Here is a 20,992-nt window from a genome sequence, read left to right on the forward strand (position 1 = left end):
GGCCCTCATGAAGATCCCGCTCCTGGGCCGTGTCCTGCCCGCGCTCGGCCTGTCGCTACTGGGCTGCGCCGAAGGGCCGTGGACGCTCACGATCGAGGTCGTGCCGGGGCACGAGGCGACCGCGTTCCACGAAGATCCGCCTGTCGCCCGGATCGAGGTGACCGCGACGGCGGCCGAGGGAGACGTCACCGTGTCGGCGGCGGCGGCGCCGGGCGGCGAGCTCGATTTCGGCGAGATCCCGGCCCAGAGGGCGTACACGTTCGAGGTGCGCGGCGTCGACGCGGGCGGCGCGACCGTGGTGCGGGGGCGCTCCGCGGCGGGCATCTACCTCGCCGCGCTGACGGGCGACGTGCTGCCGCTCTTCGCCCAGCGGACCGGCCGGTGGGCGCGGCCGCCGGGCGAGCTCGCGGCGTCGCGCGTCGGCGCGCCCGGGGTGGCGCTGGCGGAGCGTTACCTGATCCTCACCGGCGGCGCCGCGGCCGTGGGCGCCGCCGCGGGTGACGTCGACCCGGCGCGGCTCGACGCGTACGACCTCGCGACGTGGGGCGGGAGCGCCACCAGCGGCGCGCTCCCGCGGACGGCGCGGTCGCTCGTCGTCCGGGGAGACCTGCTGCTCACCCTGGACGACGAGGGCGCGACCTGGACTGACCTCGCGGCGGGGCAGAGCGCCGAGGCGTCGCTGCCCGAGGGGCTCGGCTCCTTCGCGGAGGTGGCGGGCGGCCGGACGGTCGAGGCCTCGGACGGGCGCTCGTTCGTGGTCGGCGCGACGCGCGCAGGCGCGGCCGCGGGGGCGCCGGGCGCGCCTTCGGACAAGGTGCTCGTCGTCGGCGCGGACGGGGCGCTCTCGGTGGCGAAGCTCCGCCATGCGCGGGCCGGCGCCGCGGCGGTGTGGCTGGAAGGGGTGGGCCTGGTCGTCGCGGGCGGGAGCGTGGACGGCGCGGGGCTGGAGGTGCTCGGCGACGGCGCGACCGAGTTCTTGCCGAGGCCGTTTCCGCCGGACGCCTCCGAGGGGGCGGGCGCCGCGGTGACCGGTCCCGGGGAGATCGCGCTCGTCGGCGGGGTCCAGGGCGGCGCCGCGGCGCCGACCCGGCGGCTCGCGCCGGGGTGCGCCGCGACCTGCGCGGCGGTGGAGGTCGAGGGCGCCGCGCTGCCCGCGGCCATCGGTGGTGTCGCCGCGTTCGCGCTGGCCGGCGGGCGCATCCTCGCGGTGGGCTCCGAGGCCGGCGAGGAGGGGCTGACGCGGAGCTTCCTTGTCGACGTCGCGGCGGCGCAGGTCGAGGAGCTGCCGCTGAAGGAGCCGCGGCGCGGCGCGGCCGTGGTGCCCGCGCCGAACGGGACGCTCGCGGTGCTCGGCGGGATCCACGCGGACGGGACGCCGGCGGTCACGGTCGAGACGTTCTTCCCGGAGTGAGCGGGCGACAGCCGGGGTCGCCGGGCCGGCACAGGCGCAACGGCACGCCTGAGCATGGAGTTCGCCGAACGGAACCTCGATCACGCACCGGACGAAGTCCGGCGCCAGGCCCGCATACCCATCCATGGTGCGCACGGCTCGGAGCTCCCGGGATATGCGGGCGGGCGGGCGCGCCTGTCACAGTGTCTTCACAGTTCCAAACAATTCCTTCGTTCACGTAACACAATTTCGTCACAGGATCTCCATCCACCACGCGAGCACGGGAGTGAATCGATGGAGATTAGATTCCTTACGACCACGGCGACGGCCGTTGTGCTGGCCACCGCGGCGCTTCAGGGCTGCGGCGACTCGGCCGCTGACTCCGATGGAACCACAGGGGCGACCGCCAGCACGGGGATGGGAGGTGGAGGCGCAGGGGGAGCGGGCTCGGGCGGCGAGGAGGACGCCAAGGAGGACCCCGACTACGATGCTGCGTTTCCGCAGGACCGCGTGCCCCGCCTCGATATCACCATCACGCGGGAGAACTGGCAGGCCATGCTCGACGACATGACCGCCCTGGTGGGCGCCTTCGGCGAGGGCGGCCTCGGCGTCCCGACCGATCCGGGCGGCGGCGCGGGCGGCAGCGCCCCGGGCGGCCCCGGCGGCGCGCCGCCGCAGGAGCTCTTCGACGCGTGCGCCGGGCTCGCGCTCGGCGACGCCTGCGCCGCGCAATTCGCAGGGAACGAGCTCGCGGGGACATGCGCCGAGTACAGCGACGGCAGCCTGTTCTGCCAGCCGAGCGGCGGGCCGGGAGGGGTGGGAGGGCCGGATGGCGGCAGCATCGATCTGGTCGACGACACGCCCATCTACGTCGAGTGCGACGTCGCGACCGAGGACCGGGAGTGGCATCACGTCGGCATCCGCTTCAAGGGCAACTCCAGCCTGGCCATGTCCTGGTCGCAGGGCAGCTTGAAGCTCCCGCTCCGCCTGTCGTTCGACAAGTTCGAGGACGATCACCCGGAGATCAAGGACCAGCGGTTCTACGGCTTCAAGAACCTGAGCCTGGCCAACGGTACGGGGGATCCATCGCTTGTGCGCGAGAAGATCGCGACCGAGATCTTCGCCAGAGCGGGCGTCCCGTCGCCGGCGACCGCCTTCTACCGGGTCTTCATCGATCACGGAGAGGGGCCCACCTACTTCGGGCTGTACACCGGGATCGAGCTCCCCTCGGACAAGGTGTTCCTGAAGGCCCAGTTCGACAACGACGACGGCAATGTCTACAAGCCCGACGGCGCCGGCGCGACCTGGGCCACGTGGGATCCGGACACCCTCGGCAAGGAGAACAACGAGGACGAGGCCGACTTCTCGGACGCGCAGGCGCTCTTCGACGCGCTGCACGCGGACCGGACCGACGCCGCGGCGTGGCGCGCCGGGCTGGAGGCGCACCTCGACGTCGAGGGCTTCCTGCGCTGGCTCGCCGTCAACACCGTGGTCGAGGACTGGGACCAGTACGGCCGCATGGCGCACAACTACTTCCTGTACGCGGACGAAGACAGAGACGGCGAGTTCCGGTGGATCCCCTGGGATCACAGCTTCGCGTTCGCGACGAGCGGGGGATTCGGCCAGGGGCTGTCCCTCTCGCTGGACGAGGTCACCGACGAATGGCCGCTGATCCGCTTCCTCCTCGACGATCCGGTCTACGCCGAGATCTACCGGGACGACCTCGCCCAGACCGTGCAGGTCGATTACGAGCCGGCCGCCGCCGAGCAGCGCTTCCGCGAGGCGCACGCGCTGATCGCGCCGTACGTCGTCGGCCCGGAGGGCGAGATAGAGAAACACACCTTCGTGGAATCGGAGGCCTCGTTCAACGATGCCCTGGACGAGCTGATCGCCCACGCCAGCACGCGCCAGGAGGACGTGACCACGTTCCTCGGGCAGTGACGCACAGGGATCGCTGACCGGCGAGCGCCGCGCGGAAGGGCCATATGAACGAGCTGTTCGAGCCTATCATCACCGGGAATGTCTTCGAGTGGCGCAGGGCCGTGGTGGCCCTCCTGCTCGCCTTCGGGCTCGGCCAGGTGATCGCCGCCGTGTACATGGCCACCTTTCGCGGCCTGTCGTACGCGCGGACCACCGTGCATGGGATGGCCATGGGCAGCATCATCACGTGCATGCTGATGCTCGCCGTCGGCGCCAACGTCGCGGCGGGCATCGGCGTCGCGGGCGGCCTGAGCGTGGTCCGCTTCCGCACCACCATGCGCGATCCGCGCGACATCATCTTCGTCTTCGCGGCGCTCGGCGTGGGGATGGTGAGCGGCCTCCAGGCCTACGGCACCGCCATCGCGGGGACGGTGATCTTCGGGGGCGGGGCCGTGCTCCTCCACGTCACGGGCTACGGCGCGCGCCGGCAACCGGATGGCCTCCTCCGCTTCGTCGCGCCGCCGGAACAGGGGGTCGAGGAGGCGATCGCCAAGATCCTCCGCGCGCACTGCCGCACGTTCTCCCTGGTGACCCTCCGCGAGGCCGCGCAGGGGACGCTCATGGAGCACGCCTACCAGATCAGCGTCCTCACCCCCGAGCTCCGCACCCCGCTCGTCACCAGCCTCCAGGCCCTCCCGGGGATGCGCGACGTCTCCCTGATGCTGCAGGAGCCGACGCTGGATCTCTGAACCAGGGGCCTCGAATACCCACGCTCCCGCCGGTCCCTGCCGGCGTCTTCTTCGCACATCGCGTGGAGCGTGGCGCCAGAGACCCAGAACGAGCTGTGAGGGCAGTGGACCAGTGCCGTTGATTCATTGCGCTGTTCAGCGCGCGAGGATCCTTCCATGATGATCACCCACCGACTCCGCGCGGCGCTCCAGGACGCCGCCCCCTGGATCTGCCTGGTCGCCACCCTCGGCGTCACCGCGTACCTCCATGATTTCGGCGGCGACGATCGCGGGCCCATCGTCGGCTTCGAGCAGCCGGTGCTCCAGGCGCTCGCCCCCACCGAGATCGCGCGGGTGGCGTCGATCCACGTCGGCCTCAACGACGAGGTGGCCCCAGGGCAGGTCGTGGCCACGCTGGACACCTCCGCGATCGACGCCGAGATCGCCGTCGCCCGGGCGGAGGCGGCGCAGCTCGAGGCCGAAGCGCGGGCCGAGCAGTCCCTCCTCGCCCACGAGCTCGACCTGACCGTCGAGGAGCTCCAGCGCGATATGGCGCGGCAGCGCGAGGAGCAGCTCCAGGCGACCGCCGAGGCCAAGGTGCTCGGCGACCAGGTCACCAGGGTCAAGCAGCTCGTCGAGGACCGGCTGGCGGTCGTCGACGACCTCTCCAAGCTCACCGTGCAGCAAGCCGGCGCCGCGGCCCTCGCCGCGGAGAAGCCCCGCACGCTCGGCCTCCTCTCCCGGCAGATCCAGGTCGCCAAGCAGCGCCGGCAAGAGGCGGAGGGGCAGCCGCCCGCGGCCGCGGCCAAGCTGGAGGCCGACCTGCTCGTCGCCCGGCGCAACGTCGAGATGCTCGAGCAGCGCCGGGCGGGCTACGCGCTCCGCGCCACGAGCGGCGGGCGCGTCGCCGGCATCGACAAGCAGGTCGGCGACGTGGCCGCGCCCGGCGAGCCCGTGGTGCGCGTGGTGAGCCCGCGCGGCACCGTGGTCGCTTGCGTCCCGGAGCGCTCCGCCCTCGGCCTCACCGAGGGGGACGCCGCCCGGCTCTGGGTCCGCGGCCAGCGCGGCGAGCCGCTCCCCGGCAAGATCGCCGCGCTGGGCCCGCTCGTCGCCGAGCTGCCCATGCGCTGCTGGATCTCGCCGCGGCAGCCCATGTGGGGCCGCGAGGTCACCATCGCGCTCGAGTACCCCGTGGACGTCCCCGCCGGCCAGGCGTTCGACGTGGTGTTCAAGCCCGGCCACGCCGCGCTCAGCGCCGCCCCGTCCCCCGCCGCCCCACCGCCGCCCGCCGCGGCAGAAGGAAGCGAGCCCTCGTTGTCCACGGGCGAGCCGATGGTCGTCTTCGACGCCGGCAGCAGCGTGCCGTCATTCCAGGAGCTCTCGTGGGACCGCTGACGGTCGAGCGCGCCCTCCTCGCCGCGCTGGGCCTCGCGCTCGCGGGCTGCTACGCGCCGAGCGGCGCGCCCGGCGTCGAGCGCGCCGTCGCCCTCTACCGCGAGGACCGCGCGCGCGGCGGCGCTCACCCCGCGCCGGGAGGAGGCCCCACGCTCCGCCCCGCCGCGCGCGTGGCCCCGGGCGCGGCTCCCGGCGCGCTGACCGTGGACCAGGCGGTGGCCATGGCCAGGGACAACAGCCCGCGCCTCGCCGAGCTCACCGCCCGCGCGGACGCGGCCGCAGCCGCGGCCGCGCCAGAGAGCCACCACGAGAACCCGGAGCTCCGCGTCTCGCAGCTGCGCCTCGACGAGGTCCTCGCCGGCGAGCCACGGCTGGCTGCCGGGGTCCGCTTCCGCCCCGCCCGCCCGGGCGAGATCGACGCCGAGGTCGCCGCGGCGCGCGCCGAGGAGGCCGCCGCGCGCGCGGAGGCCCACGCCGAGGCGCTCGCCGTCGAGGCGGACATCCGCTGGCTCTTCGACGACGCGCTCCTGCTCGAGGCGGAGATCGCGGCCGCGGACGCCCTCGTCGCGGCGCGCCGGGCCATCGCCGCGAACGCCAAGAGCCGGATCCAGGCTGCCGCGGCCACGGCGCTCGACGAGGCCAAGGCGGAGCTGTCCGCGATCGAGGCGGAGCAGGACAGCGTGGACCACCGCGCGCGCCTGCGCGCCGTGCGCGGCGAGCTCCTGGAGCGCGTCGCGCTCGACCCCGCCACGCCCGTGCGCCTCGTCGGCGATCCGCTGGCCGCGTGGCCGCCCCCCGCGCTCCCCTCGGAGGATGCGCTGATCGAGACCGCGCTCAGAAACCGCCTCGAGGTCGCCGCCGCGGCCGCGCAGATCGACGCCGCCGACGCGCAGGCGTTCATCGAGCGCCGCAAGCGCTGGCCCTGGTTCTCGTTCCTGGAGCTCGGCTACGAGTTCTCGCCTGGCACCGAGCGCGGGCTGGGCTGGACGTTCGAGGCCGGCATCGAGCTGCCCATCTTCAACTCCAACCGCTCGGCTGCCCTCGCCGCGGAGACGGCGACCCGCGCGGCGCGGAGCGGCCTCACCGCCCAGGTGAGGCTGGTCGCGCGCGAGGTGCGCGCGCGCCTCCGGGAGGTCGAGGCCGCCGCGACGCTGGTCACCGAGCTCCGCGCCCGGGCGCTCCCCGTCGCCGAGCGCGCGGCCGCGGCGGCCCGGCGCGCCCTCGAGGACCGGGCCCTCCCCGCCGCGGACGCCCTCGCTACCGACGAACAGCGCCTGGAGATGGAGATCAAGCTCCTCGAGCTCGTGCGCCGCCACCGCACGGCGCTCACCGAGCTGCGCCGCGCCGTCGGCGGCCACCTCCCCGCGGCGCCGGGCGGCGCCGCGCGACGCTGAAGAGGAAGGGTGGGTGATCGGCGGCTCACCCGCCGCGCCCGCCCCTCCTCGGCGATCGCTCCCCCGGCAGCGTCAGCTCCGCGTTCACGCCATAGCAGTACTTCGAGAACGATCACCCCCCTCGATCGGGAGGAGATCCACGCGCTGATCACCCGGCTCGACGACGTGCTCGATTGCATCGAGGCCGCCAGCGAGCGGTTCGTCCTCTTCGAGATCCAGAGTGCGATGGCGGAGGCGCGCCTCCTCGCCGAGTCGGTGGTGGCCGCGTGCGCCGCCACGAGCGAGGCGACCAGCTCGCTCCGCGACGTGGAGGACCGCGCCCGGCTGCTCGAGCTCTGCGTCGAGATCAACCGCCACGAGAACGCCGCCGACGCGCACTACTGCGTGGCCCTGGCGGCGCTCTACAAACAAGACAGCGACCCGCTGCTCGTGATGAAGTGGCGTGACATCTACGATCAGCTCGAGAACGCCACCGACCGGTGCGAGGACGTCGCCAACGTCATCGAGGGCGTGGTGCTCGAGCACGCGTGACGACCTACGTCATCGCGATCATCCTCGTCGCGTTGGCGTTCGATCTCATCAACCGCTTCCACGATGCCGTCAACTCCATCGCCACCGTGGTCTCCACGCGGGTGCGCTCCCCGCGGAGCGCGGACCGGAGCGCCCTGACCGAGGCCTGCCAACGAGGGGGCCGGGGCGTCGTGCTCGCCTCGAGGCGAGCAACACAATCGCTCACAATCCGTTCACACTTCCAGAACAGAGATCCCGCAGGCTCGGGAGTACAGCTCTATGGAAAAGAACGTCTCGTCGCTGTTCGCCTTCGCTCTCTTCACCACATCGATCTCGGTCACCTCCTGCTCCAGCGAGCCTCCGGCGCAGGACCCATCCACGGCACAGGGAGGATATCCCCAGCAGGGGACCACGCAGGCATACCCGCAACAGGGGTATCCGCAGCAAGGATACCCGCAGCAGGGGTATCCGCAGCAAGGATACCCGCAGCAGGGGTATCCGCAGCAAGGATACCCGCAGCAGGGGACCACCACGGCGCCCACGGCGACGGCGACCGCGGCCGGAACCACGACAAACCCTCTGGCGTTGCCGTGTCAGTCCGACTCGAGCTGCGGGACGCACAAGTGCAACCTGACCGCGCAACGATGCTCGTTCCCGTGCGCCGGAGCGCAGGACTGCGCGGCCGGCAACAGCTGCATGATGGGCCTCTGCGTGCCCGGGGCGGCCCAATGACGCCACGCGAGGCCCGCCGGCTCGGGCCTGGAACGTCGTCATCCCGCGACCGCCGGGGGCGGTGGCTTCCTCGAACCGCGAGCCCCACGAGGTAGACGCGGAGCGCCCGCAGGAGGGCCCGGATCGCCATACTTCACGCGTCGTCGGCGAACACGTAGCCGATGCCGCGGACGGTCTTGATGAGCCGGGGGCTCCTCGGCTCGTCGCCGAGCTTCCTGCGCAAGTGAGAGATGTGCACGTCGATCGATCGATCGAACGCCTCGCCGGCGCTGCCCAGCACGAGATCGACGAGCTGCTCGCGCGTGAGCACGCGCCCTGCGCGCGCGGCCAGCGTGTGGAGCAGATCGAACTCGTAGGTCGTGAGCGACAGCTCGACGCCGTCGAAGATCGCCCGCCGCGCGGCCGGCTCGATGATGAGCGGGCCGGTGACGAGACGGCGCTCCGAGGTGGGGCCCGCGAGGCCGCGGGCGCGCCGCGCCTGCGCCCGGATGTGCGCCAGAAGCTCCCGCGCCGAGAACGGCTTGGTGATGTAGTCGTCCGCGCCTCCTTCGAGGGCCAGCACGCGATCCGTCTCCTCGCCGCGCGCCGTGACCATGATGATCGGCGTATCGACGCGGGCGCGGAGCTTCTGGCAGACCTCGAAGCCGTCGATCTCGGGGAGCAAGAGATCGAGGAGGATGACGTCGGGGCGCTCCCGCAGGACGCAGGCGATGCCCTCGCGGGCCCCGGCCGCGACGGTGACGCGCATGTTGTGCGATTCGAGGTACCGCGCCGTGAGGCGCGCGAGCCTCTCGTCGTCCTCGATGTACACGATCGACGCTGCGCACCTCTCAACTGCCATCGTCACCGCAGCGTACCATTCGCGCGCCGGCGGAGACGCCCGCTAACCATTGCTTAACATGGATGCAGCGGGCATGCGGTAGCGGGCAATCTGCCGCGCGCGTCGCGCGAGCACCGAGGCTCCCCGCCGCGGTCGCATGGCTCACGCTGCCTCCGCTGCCTCCGCCGGCAGCGCGATCCGCGCCGTCGTCCCCTCGCCCACCCGACTCTCGATCTCCAGCCGACCGCCGTGCGCCTCCACGATCCGGCGCGCCAGCACCAGGCCGAGGCCGACGCCGCCGGTCGCGCGGGTGCGGCTCCGGTCACCCCGGAAAAACGGGCGGAAGAGGTTGGGCCGATCCTCCTCGGAGATGCCGGCGCCGCGATCCTCCACCTCGATCACCGCGGCGCCGCTCTCGACACGCGCGCAAAGCCGCACGGGCGCGTCGGGATCCGAGTACTTCTGCGCGTTGTCGAGGAGGTTGTCGATCGCCCGCCGCAGCAGGCATCGATCGGCCGTGAGCGAGGCGGGCCTGTCGAGATCGACCACGAGGGCGAGCTGTCGCTCGGGGGAGCGCGTGCGAAAGCGGGTCGCCGCGCCCTCGACGAGAGCGCCAAAGTCCATCGGCGCGCGCTCGAGGCGCGGGAGGCCGCCCGGAGCGATCGCGAGATCCAGCCGCGCGGCGGTGAGAACGTCTCCGACCAGCCGCTCGAGCTCGCCCAGATCCTCCGCGATCTCACCGAGGTAGCCGCGGACGCGCTCGGGATCACCCTCGCTCGCGAGATCCACCACCACCCGGATCCGCGAGAGGGGCGTGCGGAGCTCGTGAGAGACGTTGGCGAGCAGCTCCTTCTCGGCGCGGCGCAGGACGACCAGGCGATCGGCCATCTCGTCGAAGGAGCGGGCGAGATCGCCGATCTCGTCCTGCCGCGCGATGGCCGAACGCTCCTCGAGCCGGCCCGCGCCGAAGGCCTGGGTCACCGCGCGCAGGCGCTCGATGGGGCGCGCCACGGATCGCGCGAGCGGGAGCGATCCGACCGCGAGCACCAGCAGGACCGCGAGGAAGGCGACCACCGCGGGCGTGGGGCTCGGGGCGGGCATGGCGCGTCCGGTGACCGCGTGGCCGACGCGGCGGCCGCCGACGACGAAGGCGACAGCGTGCCTGTGCAGGGGCTCGATAGGCAAGGTGACGCCGGGCTCGAGCCGGGCCGCCTCCTCGGCGGGGAGCGGTGGCAACGGGGGGTGGACGTTGGTCGCGATCAGCGCGCCGCGCGTGTCGTAGAGGGACAGGTGGATGTCCAGGCGGTCCCGGACGGCGGCGATCTCGCGCTCGAGGCGCGCCGGATCGCCGGCGGAGAGGGCCGCCTGGTCCACCACCCAGGTGACCATCCCGTAAAAACGCTGATCCATCGCGGGGCGCGCCATCAGCTCCATCACAAGGAAGACCGAAGCGCCGGCGAGGAGGATGAGGAGCAGACCGTGGAGATAGACCCGCACCAGAAAGCGGCGCAGCGCGCGGCCGACGCGGCTCACGGGTCCACCTCGTCGTCGGCGAGCACGTAGCCGGCGCCCCGCACGGTCTTGAGCAGCCGCGGTCGCTTCGGGTCAGCCTCGAGCTTCTGCCGGAGGCGCGAGATGCGGACATCGATGGAGCGATCGAAGGCCTCCTCCGCGGCGCCCTTGGCCAGATCGAGCAGCTGCTCGCGGGTGAGCACCCGCCCCCGGCGCTCGGCCAGCACGCGGAGCAGCGTGAACTCGTAGGCGGTGAGCGTGAGCTCCCGGCCGCCCAGGGTGGCCCGCAAGCTGCCGGTGTGGAGCACCAGAGGGCCCACGCGCAGCACCCGCGGCCCCGAGGTGACCTGGCCGCGGGCGCGGCGGACCATGGCGCGGATACGCGCGAGCAGCTCGCGCGAGGAGAAAGGCTTGATGAGATAATCGTCCGCGCCCATCTCCAGGCCGAGGACGCGATCGGCCTCTTCGGCCCGGGCTGTCACCATGAGGACCGGCACGTCGGAGCCCTCGCGCAGGGCCTGGCAGACCTCGAGGCCGCTCCGGCGCGGGAGCAGGAGGTCGAGGATGATCACGTCGTGGCCGCCGCGCCGGCCCTCGCGCAGGCCGGCCTCGCCGTCGGCGGCGTGGGTGATGGAGACGCCGTGCTCCTCCAGGTACTCGCGGGTGAAGCGGGCGAGGCGCTCGTCGTCCTCGACGAGGAGGGCGCGGATCGGAGGCTCCAGGGTATCCATTCGAGATCCGAAGATAGCCGCGTGCGGGGCGGGGCGAGCCCGCCTGAAACACTCCGACACAGTCCAGCAACGACGCCCACATGGCGGGCGGCCATCGTCGCGGGCGGGCCGGGCGGACGTGGAACGCCTTCGTGAGGAGAGCGGCCTTCCTCCTCTCGATCACCGGCGTCGCCGGCCGCGGAAAGAAGGCGCCAAGGAGAACTGACATGGTTCACGCTCGATTTTTGCGATGGGCTGCTGGGCTTCCAGCCCAGGCCGCGCCTCTCGGCCGCTCGGAGCAACTCACGCTGAGCAACATGGGAACGGACTCCACCTCTTCGGGCCGGGGCAGCAGGGGCGCCAGAGGGCTCTCGCCCATCGCGCTCTTGCTCGCCCTCGTCCCGGCGTCGTGCACGAAGACGACCGATGATGCGCAGGCCGACACGGGCACGCACACCGGCGAGCATGCCCTGTGCGGCACACCCTACGATCCAGATCCGCGCGACGCGACGATGACCGGAGAGCCCATCCGGATCACCACGAACGAGGGCGACCCGGGCGATCCCTCGGACGACCAGTATGACCTGCAGTTGCCTCAGGAGATGGTCGACTGGCTCGAGGAGCAGAAATGGGTTCAGGAGCACGGCGACTGGCACAACATCCGGCGCTGGGATCTGGGCTGCATGCAGAGCCCCCCAGGAGGAGGCGTTTGCGAGGGCGCCGAGGTCATGGAAGCGCGCGGCTTGTGGCGCGCCGAGATCCAGGAAGGCGAGCCCGGCGACGGCTATGCGTTCCTCGTGATGCATCGCCACATGATCCGTGGATTCAAGGAAGCGTTCCCCAGGCACGCCGCCCTCCTCAGCGGCTTCAAGGAGGTGCCGCTGACCCAGGATGATCCCGAGAACCCGTTGCCGTGGGTCGACATCCGCTGGAGCGAGGACCAGCTGGCAACGATCGCGCTCCTGCAGGACATCGAGAACAACCTCGATCTGTTCGAGAGCGAGGACGACTTCGGAAAATGGATCCAGCTGGGAGACGGCGGGTTCCCGGGCGGGCTCCCGCCCGGCGAGTTCCCGCCCGGCGAGTTCCCGCCGGGGGGTCCTCCCGGCTTTGGCGGCGGAACGGGCGGCAGCGACGATGGAACGGCTGGGAGCGACGATGGAACGGGCGGCAGCGACGGAACGAGCGGAGGTGGTGGCGGAACGGGTGGGAGCGGTGGCGGAACGGACGATTCCGGCCGTCCTCCGGGCAGCATCCACGGCGGGCTGCACTCGCAGTGGGCCGTGCCAGGCTCGCCGTACAACCTGGTCAACAACAACGTCAATGTCGTCCTGGTGTCCTTCTGGCGGCTGCATGGCTGGATCGACGACATGTGGGAGCGCTATCGGGTCGCGAAGGGCATCGGTGAGGACGACGCGAGTTACAAGACCGAGATGATCGCGCAGTGCGAGGAGATGCATGCGCTCGGTCACGCGGCGCCGCCGTCCAGCGGCCCGACGACCACGGAGACGGGCGTGTTCGCGGAGGAGGTGGCGCCCATCCTGAATGCGTACTGCACCGGCTGCCACGGCGCGGTGGCTGCTTCCCAGGGGCTGGTGCTCACCGAGGTCGCCCCCTCCAAGGTGCGCGAAGCCCTGGTCGGGGTGACGGCCACCGAGGTCGAACTGCCGCTGGTCGATCCAGGCTCCCCCAGCACGAGCTGGTTGTTCCGCAAGCTGACCGGAGACTTCAGCGGCATCGAATGCACCGAGTGCGGCACGCCGATGCCCCCCGCCGGCGTGAAGCCCACGGACAAGGAGATCCAGACAATCCGCGCCTGGATCGAGGCGGGCGCCACCGCGGAGTGACGCGCGCCGGGGGCCAGGACCACCAGGCGTTCTTCTCCCAGCGGCGGCGCTGACTGCCATGGGATGTCGGATGTTCCAGGAGGAAGAGATGAGAGACGAGATGGATCAGAAAAAAGCGCCACATGCCGTCACGCGGCGCGATGTTCTTCAAGGCCTCGGCGTCGCCTTGGCGGCGGTGCCCCTCGCTGGCCTCGCCAGCTGCGACGAGTCGAGCGCGAGCGCCGGCAGCGGCGGCGCAGGAGGCGCCGGCGGCGCTGGGGGTACGGGGGGCACCGCGAGCGCCGGCGGGTGGGCCAGCGGCGGCACGGCGTCGATGTCCGGCGATTACCCCGATCCCTTCAAGGACGGTGTCGGCGCCACGTGCGCCATGACCTGCGCGCTCATGCTCGGGCCCTGCTATGCGGAGACCATCGAGCGAAGGGACATCAGCGAGGGGTACCCGGGCCTGCCCGTCCGGCTGGCGCTCCTCGTCGTCGACGAGTCCTGCGAGCCTGTCGAGGGCGCTTCCGTCGATATCTGGCACACCCGCAATGCAGGCCTGTACTCTGGCAATGACGCGGTGGCCATGTGCACGTTCGATGACGCCGACGCGGAGTCGCACCGTTACTTCCGCGGCGTACAGACGACCGGCGCCGGCGGCCGGGTCGACTTCGATACCTGCTATCCGGGGTGGTACCAGGGGCGCGCCGTCCACATCCACTTCACCCTGCGCGTCGGAGGTCAGGAGTACGTCACGTCCCAGCTCTTCCTCCCCGAGGATCTGACCGCGCAGCTCTTCGCCGAGCACGCGGACTACAAGGAGTTCGGGCAGCCGGACACGATCAACTCGGCAGATTCCATCTACGCGGGTGACGGGGCCCTGCTCTCGACCGCGCTCCAGCCCGACGGCGCGCTGCTCGCGTGGAAGGTGCTCGTGATCCGCTCGTCGCTGGAAGAGACGCTCTGTGGCGACGCCGACGGCCCGGTCCCGCCCGGCGCCGGCGGTGGCCCGCCCGGCTTCGGCGGTGGCCCGCCTGGCGCCGGTGGTGGCCCGCCCGGCACCGGTGGTGGCCCGCCCGGCAGCTGAGCCGCAGCGACCCGTCGAGCCGAGCAAGCGGGATGCAGGGCGTCGGGGAGGAGCTCGCGAAGACGGCGCTTGCCAGATCGACAGGGTTACGCTGATCGTTGTGCGGCGATCGCCGATGTCGCCGCGTTTTCTCTCCTCGGAGGCTGTCGACACCCGCCGCCGAGAGCTTCTTGGTGGTGGGGTACTTTGGCCGAAGGTGGGGTCTTTTGAACCGCCAAGACGCCAGAAGACGCCAAGATTTTTGTGTTTCTCTTGGCGTCTTCTGGCGTCTTGGCGGTTCCATCATTCTGGCAGAGTGGGGTAAGTACCCCACCACCAGCTTCTTCGCTCCTCGAAGGCTGTCGACACCCGCCGCCGAGAGTTTTTCCGGTAGTGCTCAATTTTGAGCAATGGCCCCCGGGTCGCCTTGACGACCGATCCGGTGCATGAGCCACGCGCGGAACTCCCGCTCCTTCTCCGCGTCCCACCCGTACAGCTTCATGAGCTCGATGTAGGCGATGTGCGCCTCTGGGATGACCTGCGTCATGAGGTCGTTGCCGTCCTTGCGCCGGTAGATGTCCTCCTAACGGTCCGTCTCCTCAACGTCGCAGCGGTCGGCGTCGTCCGGACTACCATCCTCCACTGACTGCTCGCGCTGTTGATACTTCATCGTCGGCTCCATGATCACGAGCGCGGACCTTCCGAGACGCTCGCTCCGCGCAAAGTACTCCTCCCAGTCGAACGCCGGCAATGTGGCGTTTCCTGCTGCCACGATGGTCGCCACGTCGCGCATGTGGGCCACCACGTCCTCTGGCGTGGGCGGCGGCTCCTCCGCCAACTCGGCGGACAGCACGCGCCTCACTCGGCCGGGCTTGTATCCGCGTGCGGTGAGAACCAGCGTCGCCTCTCGCTTGGTCGCCACGCCGACGGCGAGCGCGGCCAGGATCGGCTTCACGGACTCGCCCTCCCAGTCCTCCCAGAGCTCGCGGGCGTGCTGCGCCAGCGCAGCCGACCAGCGCGGGTCCGGGGCGTCGGCGGGCTCCCTCGGCATGGGCTCACCCGGCGCATCCACCGCATCGCCCCAGGTCTTCATCCGTTCGAGCAGCACGCGAAGCGGGGCGGCGTACGGCAGGCCCGTCGATTCCTTGCGGCGGCCCCCGTCGGAGAGCTCGACGCGCGAGCCCATCTCGTCCCACCGCATCTCGGTGGTCGCCGCTGCCTCGTACTCCTCGGCGTGATCCGTGCCGCATCTCGGCAACGCGTCCACCAGCGCACGCGCGGCGGCACGGTCGGCGGAGAGCACGGCGAGTAGCCGATCCACCTCGGCTTCTCGCTCGGCGAGCTTCGCCTCGGCATCGGCCCTTGCGCGGCGTTCGGTGAGCGCCTCGTTGGCATCGGCCTCTGGGTCGAAGTCCAGGTTCAGCACGCGCCACTCGCGCTCGTCGCGCTCCTCCTTGAAGATCGAGCCCACAGCCGGCGGCTCCTCGAGTTCCACGAGCATCGATATGGATCGATCGCCGCCATCGGTATCCATGATGAGCCGTACGCGCATGTCGTGATGCTACCACGGGCAGAGCGCCGCCCATCGGCGGTCTTCGACCATCGCGCGAAGACGCCGTCAAACAAGCTGTATACGCGCACGCTGGCTAGGACAACCCGTGTGCTATCTGCTCAGGAACGCCGGAAAACAAGGCATTTCGTTGCTATCTTGCAGGGTGCTTAGCAAAGCGCCCTGCCCCCGGCTGGTCCCCGGAAGCAGGGCTGCGGAACACCGGACGGTGGCCCGTCCAGCGCACGTCGCAAGGGAAGGCTGTCGACACCCGCTGGGTTGGGACGACCATCGCCTAGACCCGACCCGGCCGGCCCTGGGCCGAGGTGGCTGACGGCGGGCGGGCCGGCTGCCACCTCGGCGGCCCCTGGGGCCTTTGGGGCGGCCAACTCACCGACGGGTTTCGCCGGGAGATCGGGTGCAGCCCGTCGGCCGTCCGGCGCCTCCGAGGACAGCCGCCGACCGATCGCAAGATCCTCCAAGTAGGCCGGCCCGCCGGTGCGTAGCTTCCGCGAGGTCGGAAGGAGGATTCATGATCGGTGGCATCAAGCACGCGCAGGCCAAGGCGGGTTCCGAGGCGGAATTCGAGGCCATCTTCAGGACCCACGCGGCCGCGGTCCGGGCCCAGGAGCCGGGCACGCTCAGCTACGACCTGTTCAGGGACGGCGCGCCCGGACGCTATGTGGTCCTGGACCGCTATCAAGACGGGGAGGCGCTGGCCGCCCACTGCGGCTCGCCCCACGGAGCCGCCTTGTTTCCGCGCATGCGCGCGCTGCTGGAGCGCCTGGAGGTGAGCTACTATCCGGGCCACGAGCCCGGGGACACGCGATATACGGCCCTCGCCCTGACGCGCGCTCCCCTGGACACGGCGTTCCGCCTGGCCGCGGACATCCGCCTCCTGCCCCGCTGGAGCACGCGCTTCTGCCAGGGATTGCGACAGGAGGGGGAGCGCTGGATCGTGAGCTCCCCCCAGGGAGACGTGCGCTTCCGCTACGAGGCAGACCCGTCCGCGGGCGTCGTCTGGCACTGCGTGGATCCAGGCAGCGGCGAGCTGCGGATGCCCATGCGCGTCGTGCGGCACGGCCCCGGGAGCCTGCTCCTCTTCACCCTACAGCGGCCGCCGGGCTGCTCCGAGACGGCTTTCGACGAGCAGAGAGAATGGGTGGATCAGGAGCTGACTCAGCTGCGAGATCTGGTCGAGGGGTCGTAGCACTACAACCAAGGCTGCCGACAGGCCAACGTCCTCCACGCGAGCGGCGACCTGCGGCGCTCTCAGGGGAAGAGCGACCGACCGCTTGGAAGTCAAGCCCATCGTCGCGCCCGCGCGGGGGTCTCGCACGGTTCGCACGATTCCCGCGTCTCGCACCGTTCCCGCGTCTCGCACAGTCCCCGCGGGTTCGTACGGCTCCGCCGGACCTGAGCCCCTGGAATTGACCCTCAACATAATCGCCCTGGCCTGGCCGACGGCGCTCTTTGCGACCTGCCTTCTCGCGCGCACCGAGCGGCAGCGCCCCCTCACAGCGCGTGTCTCCGCGTGTCGCGCTCCAGGTTCCATGCAGTTCCTGGCGGGCGGTCAAGCCGTGAGCCTGCCTGATAAAGGACAACCGATCGTCCTGTCGTCCATCAATCTGCCATTGTTCGTCGGTTCAGAATCGCACGCGGCTCCTCCTCCTCCGCCGCCTTGATGACAGCTTCGCAAAATGTTGCGAGCGCTGCAGATGCGGTGCAGTCGATGCAGACCGCGCAAACGATGCAATTCGCAAAATCTTGCTGGCGATGCGGGCATGGTGCAGTCGTTGCGGACCACGCAAACAGTTCAACGATGAACGAGCTGCCGGGTGCCGGCATCCCATGTCCGACGCACAGAATCGTCGTCTTCACGTCTTGACATGCATGCGTGAGCGGCGGACCATGGATGGATATTTGTCTTGGGCTTTTGCAGCGACTCACGCCGCACCTCGCCTCGTACCCAGCGCTCATGACCGTGGGGCCACACGACTCTGGCCTTGCGCTCGGCGAAGCCTTGCGCGGCGAACCACAACGTCTGTCATGGAGAACCTTTGCATGAGAGATAAAATGAAAATACTCAGCGCCCTGTGCGCTGGTCTGGCGAGCGCCCTCGCGGCCTCGTGCGGCGCCGATCCCGGCGGCGCGGGCGACGACGGCGACGAGAGCGTGGCGCGCGCCGCGCAGGAACTATCGACCGAAGGACAGGTGTGCACCACCGTCCAGCGCGGCGCCGGACCAGCGGGCGTCGCCGACGTCGTGCTCTGGCAGAACGCGCCGACCTGGAACGACGGCGCGAACGTGGCGCTCAGCTCGGGGACGAGCGCGAGCGGCGGGATCCGGCGCAGCTTGCTCCGGTTCGACCTCTCCGGCCTTCCATCGAACGCCGAGGTCGTGTCGGCGAACCTGTCGCTCTCGCAGATCTACAAGACGGACACCAGCACGGTCCGCATCCACCGCGTCACGAGCGCCTGGGCGGAGTCCACCGCGACCTGGGGGAGCTTCGGAGAGTCCTTCGATCCAGCGATCGTCGCGTCGTTCAGCGGCGGCGGGGCGGCCGGCGTCCGCTCCTCCGACCTCACCGCGCTCGCGCGCGGGTGGGTGAGCGGCGAGGCCGAGAACCACGGCGTCCTCATCGAGGAAGATCCGGTCGTCAGGAGCGAGTTCAAGAGCAGCGAGCGGCCGGAGATCGCGAGCCGGCCGAAGCTCGACGTCTGCTACGTCACGTGCGACGACGGGATCCAGAACGGCAGCGAGAACGGCGTCGATTGCGGCGGCCCGTGCGCCCCCTGCGGCGGCGAGTCGTTCGAGGGGCCACCGGGCGAGAGCCCCGTCGAACTCGAGGGGACCGGCGCGACCTATGACTGGTCGGTCGGCGATCTCGACGAGCTGCCGGAGTCCATCGCGCGGCAGGGCACGAACGAGCCGTGCACGACCGGCGAGGACTGCCAGTTCGACCAGCACTGCGACAACCCCGCGCAGGGCGCGTGCGCTCACGATCCGTGCGCGACGGGCACCTCGCTGCTGTCGACGTGCAGCGGCTGCGTCACGAAGGTGTGCGACGCTCGGCCGAGCTGCTGCACGCAGACGGCCGTACCAGGCAACTGCGCGCACGACGCGTGCGTGGCGGCTCCCGGCGCCGCGACCAACATGAACACGACCTGCGGCGACGCGTGCATCGCGACCATCTGCGCGAACCATCCGCGCTGCTGCGATATCACGTGCACGACCTCGGCACAGTGCGCTGCGATCATCGGCACGGGCAGCACCTGCGTCTTCCCAGGCCGCTGCACCCCGCCCGGCGGCGTGTGCCCCGCAGGGACGGTCCTTGTAGGCGGCCGCTGCACCGGAACCTGGAGCGCGACATGCGCGGGCTATGTCGCCACGGAGTGTGGTGGCAAGACGTGCAGCGCAGGCACCCCGCAATGGGACTCGACATGCGTCGCCCTGGCCGGGGCGATGTGCGGCTCCAGCTGCGAGACCGATCCGGGCTGCGCGCACGACAAGTGTTACACCGGCGCGCGGTTGAACGCGGGCTGCAACTCGTGCGTGTCGCAGGTCTGCGATGTGTCGCCGAGCTGCTGCGCGCCGGGCGGCGCCTGGACACAGAGCTGCGTCGACCTCGTGGAGAGCGTCTGCGGCGAGACCTGCCCGCAGCAGGGCCTCTGCAATGCCTACCTGCCGGGCGAGACGAACCCCGAATGCTCCCTCCCGGACCTCACGATCGGCGTGCCCTGCGGCGGGACGATCCCCGTGTGCAACCGCGGCACCACGCAGGCGCCCGCGGGCATCGCCATCCACCGCTATGCTGCGGGCGCGGGCCAGCTCCCCTCCTCGGCCCCGAGCCAAGTCCTCGACGCCTGCAGCCCGACCGGCGGCACCCTCGCCTGCACGACGACAGAGCCGATCGAGCCGGGCGAGTGCATCAGCGTGGCGGGCTGCACCGGCGTCACCGACGGCATGGAGCTCATCGTCAATCCACCTGGCGCCGGGCAGATCGCCGAGTGCCAGTGCGGCAACAACGGGAGCGTCTATCAATCGGGCGAGTGCGGGTCGCCCGCCTGCACCGCCACGGCCAGCGCCGCGCAGGTCAGGCCGGTCACCCTGTTCGTGGCGCTCGATCGTTCCACCTCGATGCGGCAGACGCAATCGGGGGTCGACGTGAGCGCGGATCGATGGATTCCGGCGACGAACGCGCTCAAGTCCTTCTTCCAGGATCCGGCGTCCGCGGGGCTCGGCGTCGCGTTCCGGTTCTGGCCGCACGACAACCCCGGCCCCTGCAATGAGACGCCCTCCTGTCCGCCCCCCGGCGGCGGCGGCTGCGCGCTGCCGCTCGTCCCGTTCAACGGCGCCGCAGCCGACAGGTTGACCGCGGCGTCTGCGGCGATGGGAGATCAGCAAGAGATCAGGCTCATGCAGGCCTTCGTCAACTTCCCGACGCCCAGCGGCGAAACGCCGATGTACCCGGCGCTGGACGGCGCCACGAACTGGGCGATCAACTACAAGAACGCCCACCCCGAGGAGGAGGTCGCGGTCGTGTTCCTCACCGACGGCGTCCCGTCGAGCTGCAACACCATCCCCAACGCCATCGGAAACCTGGCGCGAAACGCCTTCGTGAACCACGGCGTTCGCGTGCACGCGGTGGGCTTCGGCAACTCGAACGCGGAGCTCATCAACCTCATCGCGGATCAAGGCGGAGGGCAGGCGCACAACCTCAGCGCCGGTTCGACGCTGCAAGGTAGCCTCCTCAATGCGCTGGTCTCGATCCGCGGAGAGGCGCTGCCCTGCGACGTCGCCGTCCCCCCCGCGGGCGTCTCGGATCCCGCGTCGGTGTCCGTCGTCTACGAGAACGCCGCCGGCGTGGAGACGACGCTCACGCCCCGGGCCGATATCGGCAGCTGCGGCGCGGGGGGCTGGTACTTCGAGTCCGGGAACACGAACGTGAAGCTCTGTCCGCAGACCTGCTCCATCGTCCGCGAGAACCCGGGCGGGAAGATCCAGGCGACCGTCCCGTGCGCTGACGAGACCCTCTCGCCCATCACCACGAGCTGGGAGCGCTACCACGGCGTCTGCCCGCCGGGGACCAAGGCCCGGTGGGAATACCTCACGTACAGGACGACCACCCCGGGCGACTCGAACGTCGAGTTCTTCGTGCGATCGGCCGACGACACCGCCGATCTCGGCGCAGCGGCCGTGACGCTCGCCGCGACCGCCCACGCGACGCCGGCCGATACCCAGGTGTGCGACGACACCTCGACGCCGCCGTGCGCCGTCGATCTCGGCGCGCTGCCGGGAGCGCAAGCGGATTACCTCGAGCTCCAGGTGACGCTGAATCCGACGAGCGACGGCGCCGGCGGAGTTCAGGTGCAGGACTGGGAGATCGGGTATTCGTGTCCTGACGTGGAATGAGCCTGGGCACGTTCGCGATCCCTCC

The 20,992-nt window shown here is 71.0% G+C and carries 17 protein-coding genes and 1 pseudogene; 12 read left to right on the forward strand and 6 right to left on the reverse strand.

The window, feature by feature from the left end:
* Positions 1 to 7 precede the first annotated feature (7 nt).
* The 8 genes and pseudogenes from WME79_RS20665 (at position 8) to WME79_RS20700 (ending at position 8,069) form a co-directional block, all read left to right on the forward strand.
* Entirely contained in the window at positions 8 to 1,411 is a 1,404-nt protein-coding gene (locus tag WME79_RS20665) for a hypothetical protein (protein ID WP_437538360.1), read from the forward strand.
* A gap of 273 nt (positions 1,412 to 1,684) precedes the next feature.
* Positions 1,685 to 3,331: a CotH kinase family protein gene (locus tag WME79_RS20670; protein ID WP_437538361.1), complete on the forward strand. Its 1,647-nt coding sequence runs from the start codon at positions 1,685 to 1,687 to the stop codon at positions 3,329 to 3,331.
* Between the two features lie 44 nt (positions 3,332 to 3,375).
* Positions 3,376 to 4,059: a DUF4956 domain-containing protein gene (locus tag WME79_RS20675; protein ID WP_437538362.1), complete on the forward strand. Its 684-nt coding sequence runs from the start codon at positions 3,376 to 3,378 to the stop codon at positions 4,057 to 4,059.
* 156 nt (positions 4,060 to 4,215) lie between these two features.
* On the forward strand, positions 4,216 to 5,433 hold the full coding sequence (locus tag WME79_RS20680; RefSeq protein ID WP_437538363.1) for an HlyD family secretion protein: 1,218 nt from the start codon (positions 4,216 to 4,218) through the stop codon (positions 5,431 to 5,433).
* The gene (locus WME79_RS20685) at positions 5,421 to 6,827 is read left to right on the forward strand and encodes a TolC family protein (protein WP_437538364.1); all 1,407 of its coding nucleotides are present in this window, start codon (positions 5,421 to 5,423) and stop codon (positions 6,825 to 6,827) included. The genes WME79_RS20680 and WME79_RS20685 overlap by 13 nt, the downstream gene beginning before the upstream one ends.
* A 9-nt stretch (positions 6,828 to 6,836) precedes the next feature.
* The gene (locus WME79_RS20690) at positions 6,837 to 7,358 is read left to right on the forward strand and encodes a DUF47 domain-containing protein (RefSeq protein ID WP_437538365.1); all 522 of its coding nucleotides are present in this window, start codon (positions 6,837 to 6,839) and stop codon (positions 7,356 to 7,358) included.
* Positions 7,355 to 7,471 (forward strand): annotated as a pseudogene (locus WME79_RS20695) (inorganic phosphate transporter); the annotation flags it as partial. The gene WME79_RS20690 and the pseudogene WME79_RS20695, both read left to right, overlap by 4 nt.
* 145 nt (positions 7,472 to 7,616) lie before the next feature.
* The gene (locus tag WME79_RS20700; RefSeq protein WP_437540143.1) at positions 7,617 to 8,069 is read left to right on the forward strand and encodes a hypothetical protein; all 453 of its coding nucleotides are present in this window, start codon (positions 7,617 to 7,619) and stop codon (positions 8,067 to 8,069) included.
* 133 nt (positions 8,070 to 8,202) lie between these two features.
* Here WME79_RS20700 and WME79_RS20705 read toward each other — a convergent pair whose 3' ends face one another.
* The 3 genes from WME79_RS20705 to WME79_RS20715 form a co-directional block, all read right to left on the reverse strand.
* A complete protein-coding gene (locus WME79_RS20705; protein WP_437538366.1) occupies positions 8,203 to 8,910 on the reverse strand; it encodes a response regulator transcription factor in 708 nt (235 codons plus the stop codon).
* 141 nt (positions 8,911 to 9,051) lie between these two features.
* The gene (locus tag WME79_RS20710; protein ID WP_437538367.1) at positions 9,052 to 10,422 is read right to left on the reverse strand and encodes a sensor histidine kinase; all 1,371 of its coding nucleotides are present in this window, start codon (positions 10,420 to 10,422) and stop codon (positions 9,052 to 9,054) included.
* On the reverse strand, positions 10,419 to 11,132 hold the full coding sequence (locus WME79_RS20715) for a response regulator transcription factor (protein WP_437538368.1): 714 nt from the start codon (positions 11,130 to 11,132) through the stop codon (positions 10,419 to 10,421). Before WME79_RS20715 ends, WME79_RS20710 begins: the two co-directional genes overlap by 4 nt.
* A gap of 296 nt (positions 11,133 to 11,428) precedes the next feature.
* On the opposite strand from WME79_RS20715, the gene WME79_RS20720 reads away from it, so the two are divergent.
* Both WME79_RS20720 and WME79_RS20725 read left to right on the forward strand, forming a co-directional pair.
* Positions 11,429 to 12,958, forward strand: a complete 1,530-nt coding sequence (locus tag WME79_RS20720) for a hypothetical protein (RefSeq protein WP_437538369.1) — start codon at positions 11,429 to 11,431, stop codon at positions 12,956 to 12,958.
* A 100-nt stretch (positions 12,959 to 13,058) separates the two neighbouring features.
* Positions 13,059 to 14,024: a protocatechuate 3,4-dioxygenase gene (locus WME79_RS20725; protein WP_437538370.1), complete on the forward strand. Its 966-nt coding sequence runs from the start codon at positions 13,059 to 13,061 to the stop codon at positions 14,022 to 14,024.
* A gap of 376 nt (positions 14,025 to 14,400) precedes the next feature.
* Here the strand turns inward: WME79_RS20725 and WME79_RS20730 are convergent, their stop codons facing one another.
* Complete coding sequence (locus WME79_RS20730) at positions 14,401 to 14,550, reverse strand: hypothetical protein (protein WP_437538371.1); 150 nt, start codon at positions 14,548 to 14,550, stop codon at positions 14,401 to 14,403.
* A 36-nt stretch (positions 14,551 to 14,586) separates the two neighbouring features.
* Positions 14,587 to 15,498, reverse strand: a complete 912-nt coding sequence (locus WME79_RS20735; protein ID WP_437538372.1) for a hypothetical protein — start codon at positions 15,496 to 15,498, stop codon at positions 14,587 to 14,589.
* 586 nt (positions 15,499 to 16,084) lie between these two features.
* Between WME79_RS20735 and WME79_RS20740 the strand changes: the two genes are divergently transcribed.
* Positions 16,085 to 16,762, forward strand: a complete 678-nt coding sequence (locus WME79_RS20740; protein WP_437538373.1) for a putative quinol monooxygenase — start codon at positions 16,085 to 16,087, stop codon at positions 16,760 to 16,762.
* 413 nt (positions 16,763 to 17,175) lie between these two features.
* On the opposite strand, the gene WME79_RS20745 is transcribed toward WME79_RS20740, so the two are convergent.
* Positions 17,176 to 17,433 (reverse strand): hypothetical protein, encoded by a 258-nt coding sequence (locus WME79_RS20745; protein WP_437538374.1) that lies wholly within the window; start codon positions 17,431 to 17,433, stop codon positions 17,176 to 17,178.
* Positions 17,434 to 17,628: 195 nt separating this feature from the next.
* Between WME79_RS20745 and WME79_RS20750 the strand changes: the two genes are divergently transcribed.
* Positions 17,629 to 20,967: a DNRLRE domain-containing protein gene (locus WME79_RS20750; protein WP_437538375.1), complete on the forward strand. Its 3,339-nt coding sequence runs from the start codon at positions 17,629 to 17,631 to the stop codon at positions 20,965 to 20,967.
* Positions 20,968 to 20,992: the final 25 nt, after the last annotated feature.

Source organism: Sorangium sp. So ce726, assembly GCF_051521405.1.
Taxonomy (GTDB): domain Bacteria; phylum Myxococcota_A; class Polyangia; order Polyangiales; family Polyangiaceae; genus Sorangium.

Bases quoted from the DNA above. Each gene is read 5' to 3' on its own strand.
- WME79_RS20665 (WP_437538360.1), top strand. From the start codon at position 8: ATGAAGATCCCGCTCCTGGGCCGTGTCCTGCCCGCGCTCGGCCTGTCG.
- WME79_RS20670 (WP_437538361.1), top strand. From the start codon at position 1,685: ATGGAGATTAGATTCCTTACGACCACGGCGACGGCCGTTGTGCTGGCC.
- WME79_RS20675 (WP_437538362.1), top strand. From the start codon at position 3,376: ATGAACGAGCTGTTCGAGCCTATCATCACCGGGAATGTCTTCGAGTGG.
- WME79_RS20680 (WP_437538363.1), top strand. From the start codon at position 4,216: ATGATGATCACCCACCGACTCCGCGCGGCGCTCCAGGACGCCGCCCCC.
- WME79_RS20700 (WP_437540143.1), top strand. From the start codon at position 7,617: ATGGAAAAGAACGTCTCGTCGCTGTTCGCCTTCGCTCTCTTCACCACA.
- WME79_RS20705 (WP_437538366.1), bottom strand. From the start codon at position 8,910: ATGGCAGTTGAGAGGTGCGCAGCGTCGATCGTGTACATCGAGGACGAC.
- WME79_RS20715 (WP_437538368.1), bottom strand. From the start codon at position 11,132: ATGGATACCCTGGAGCCTCCGATCCGCGCCCTCCTCGTCGAGGACGAC.
- WME79_RS20720 (WP_437538369.1), top strand. From the start codon at position 11,429: ATGGGAACGGACTCCACCTCTTCGGGCCGGGGCAGCAGGGGCGCCAGA.
- WME79_RS20725 (WP_437538370.1), top strand. From the start codon at position 13,059: ATGGATCAGAAAAAAGCGCCACATGCCGTCACGCGGCGCGATGTTCTT.
- WME79_RS20730 (WP_437538371.1), bottom strand. From the start codon at position 14,550: ATGACGCAGGTCATCCCAGAGGCGCACATCGCCTACATCGAGCTCATG.
- WME79_RS20740 (WP_437538373.1), top strand. From the start codon at position 16,085: ATGATCGGTGGCATCAAGCACGCGCAGGCCAAGGCGGGTTCCGAGGCG.
- WME79_RS20750 (WP_437538375.1), top strand. From the start codon at position 17,629: ATGAAAATACTCAGCGCCCTGTGCGCTGGTCTGGCGAGCGCCCTCGCG.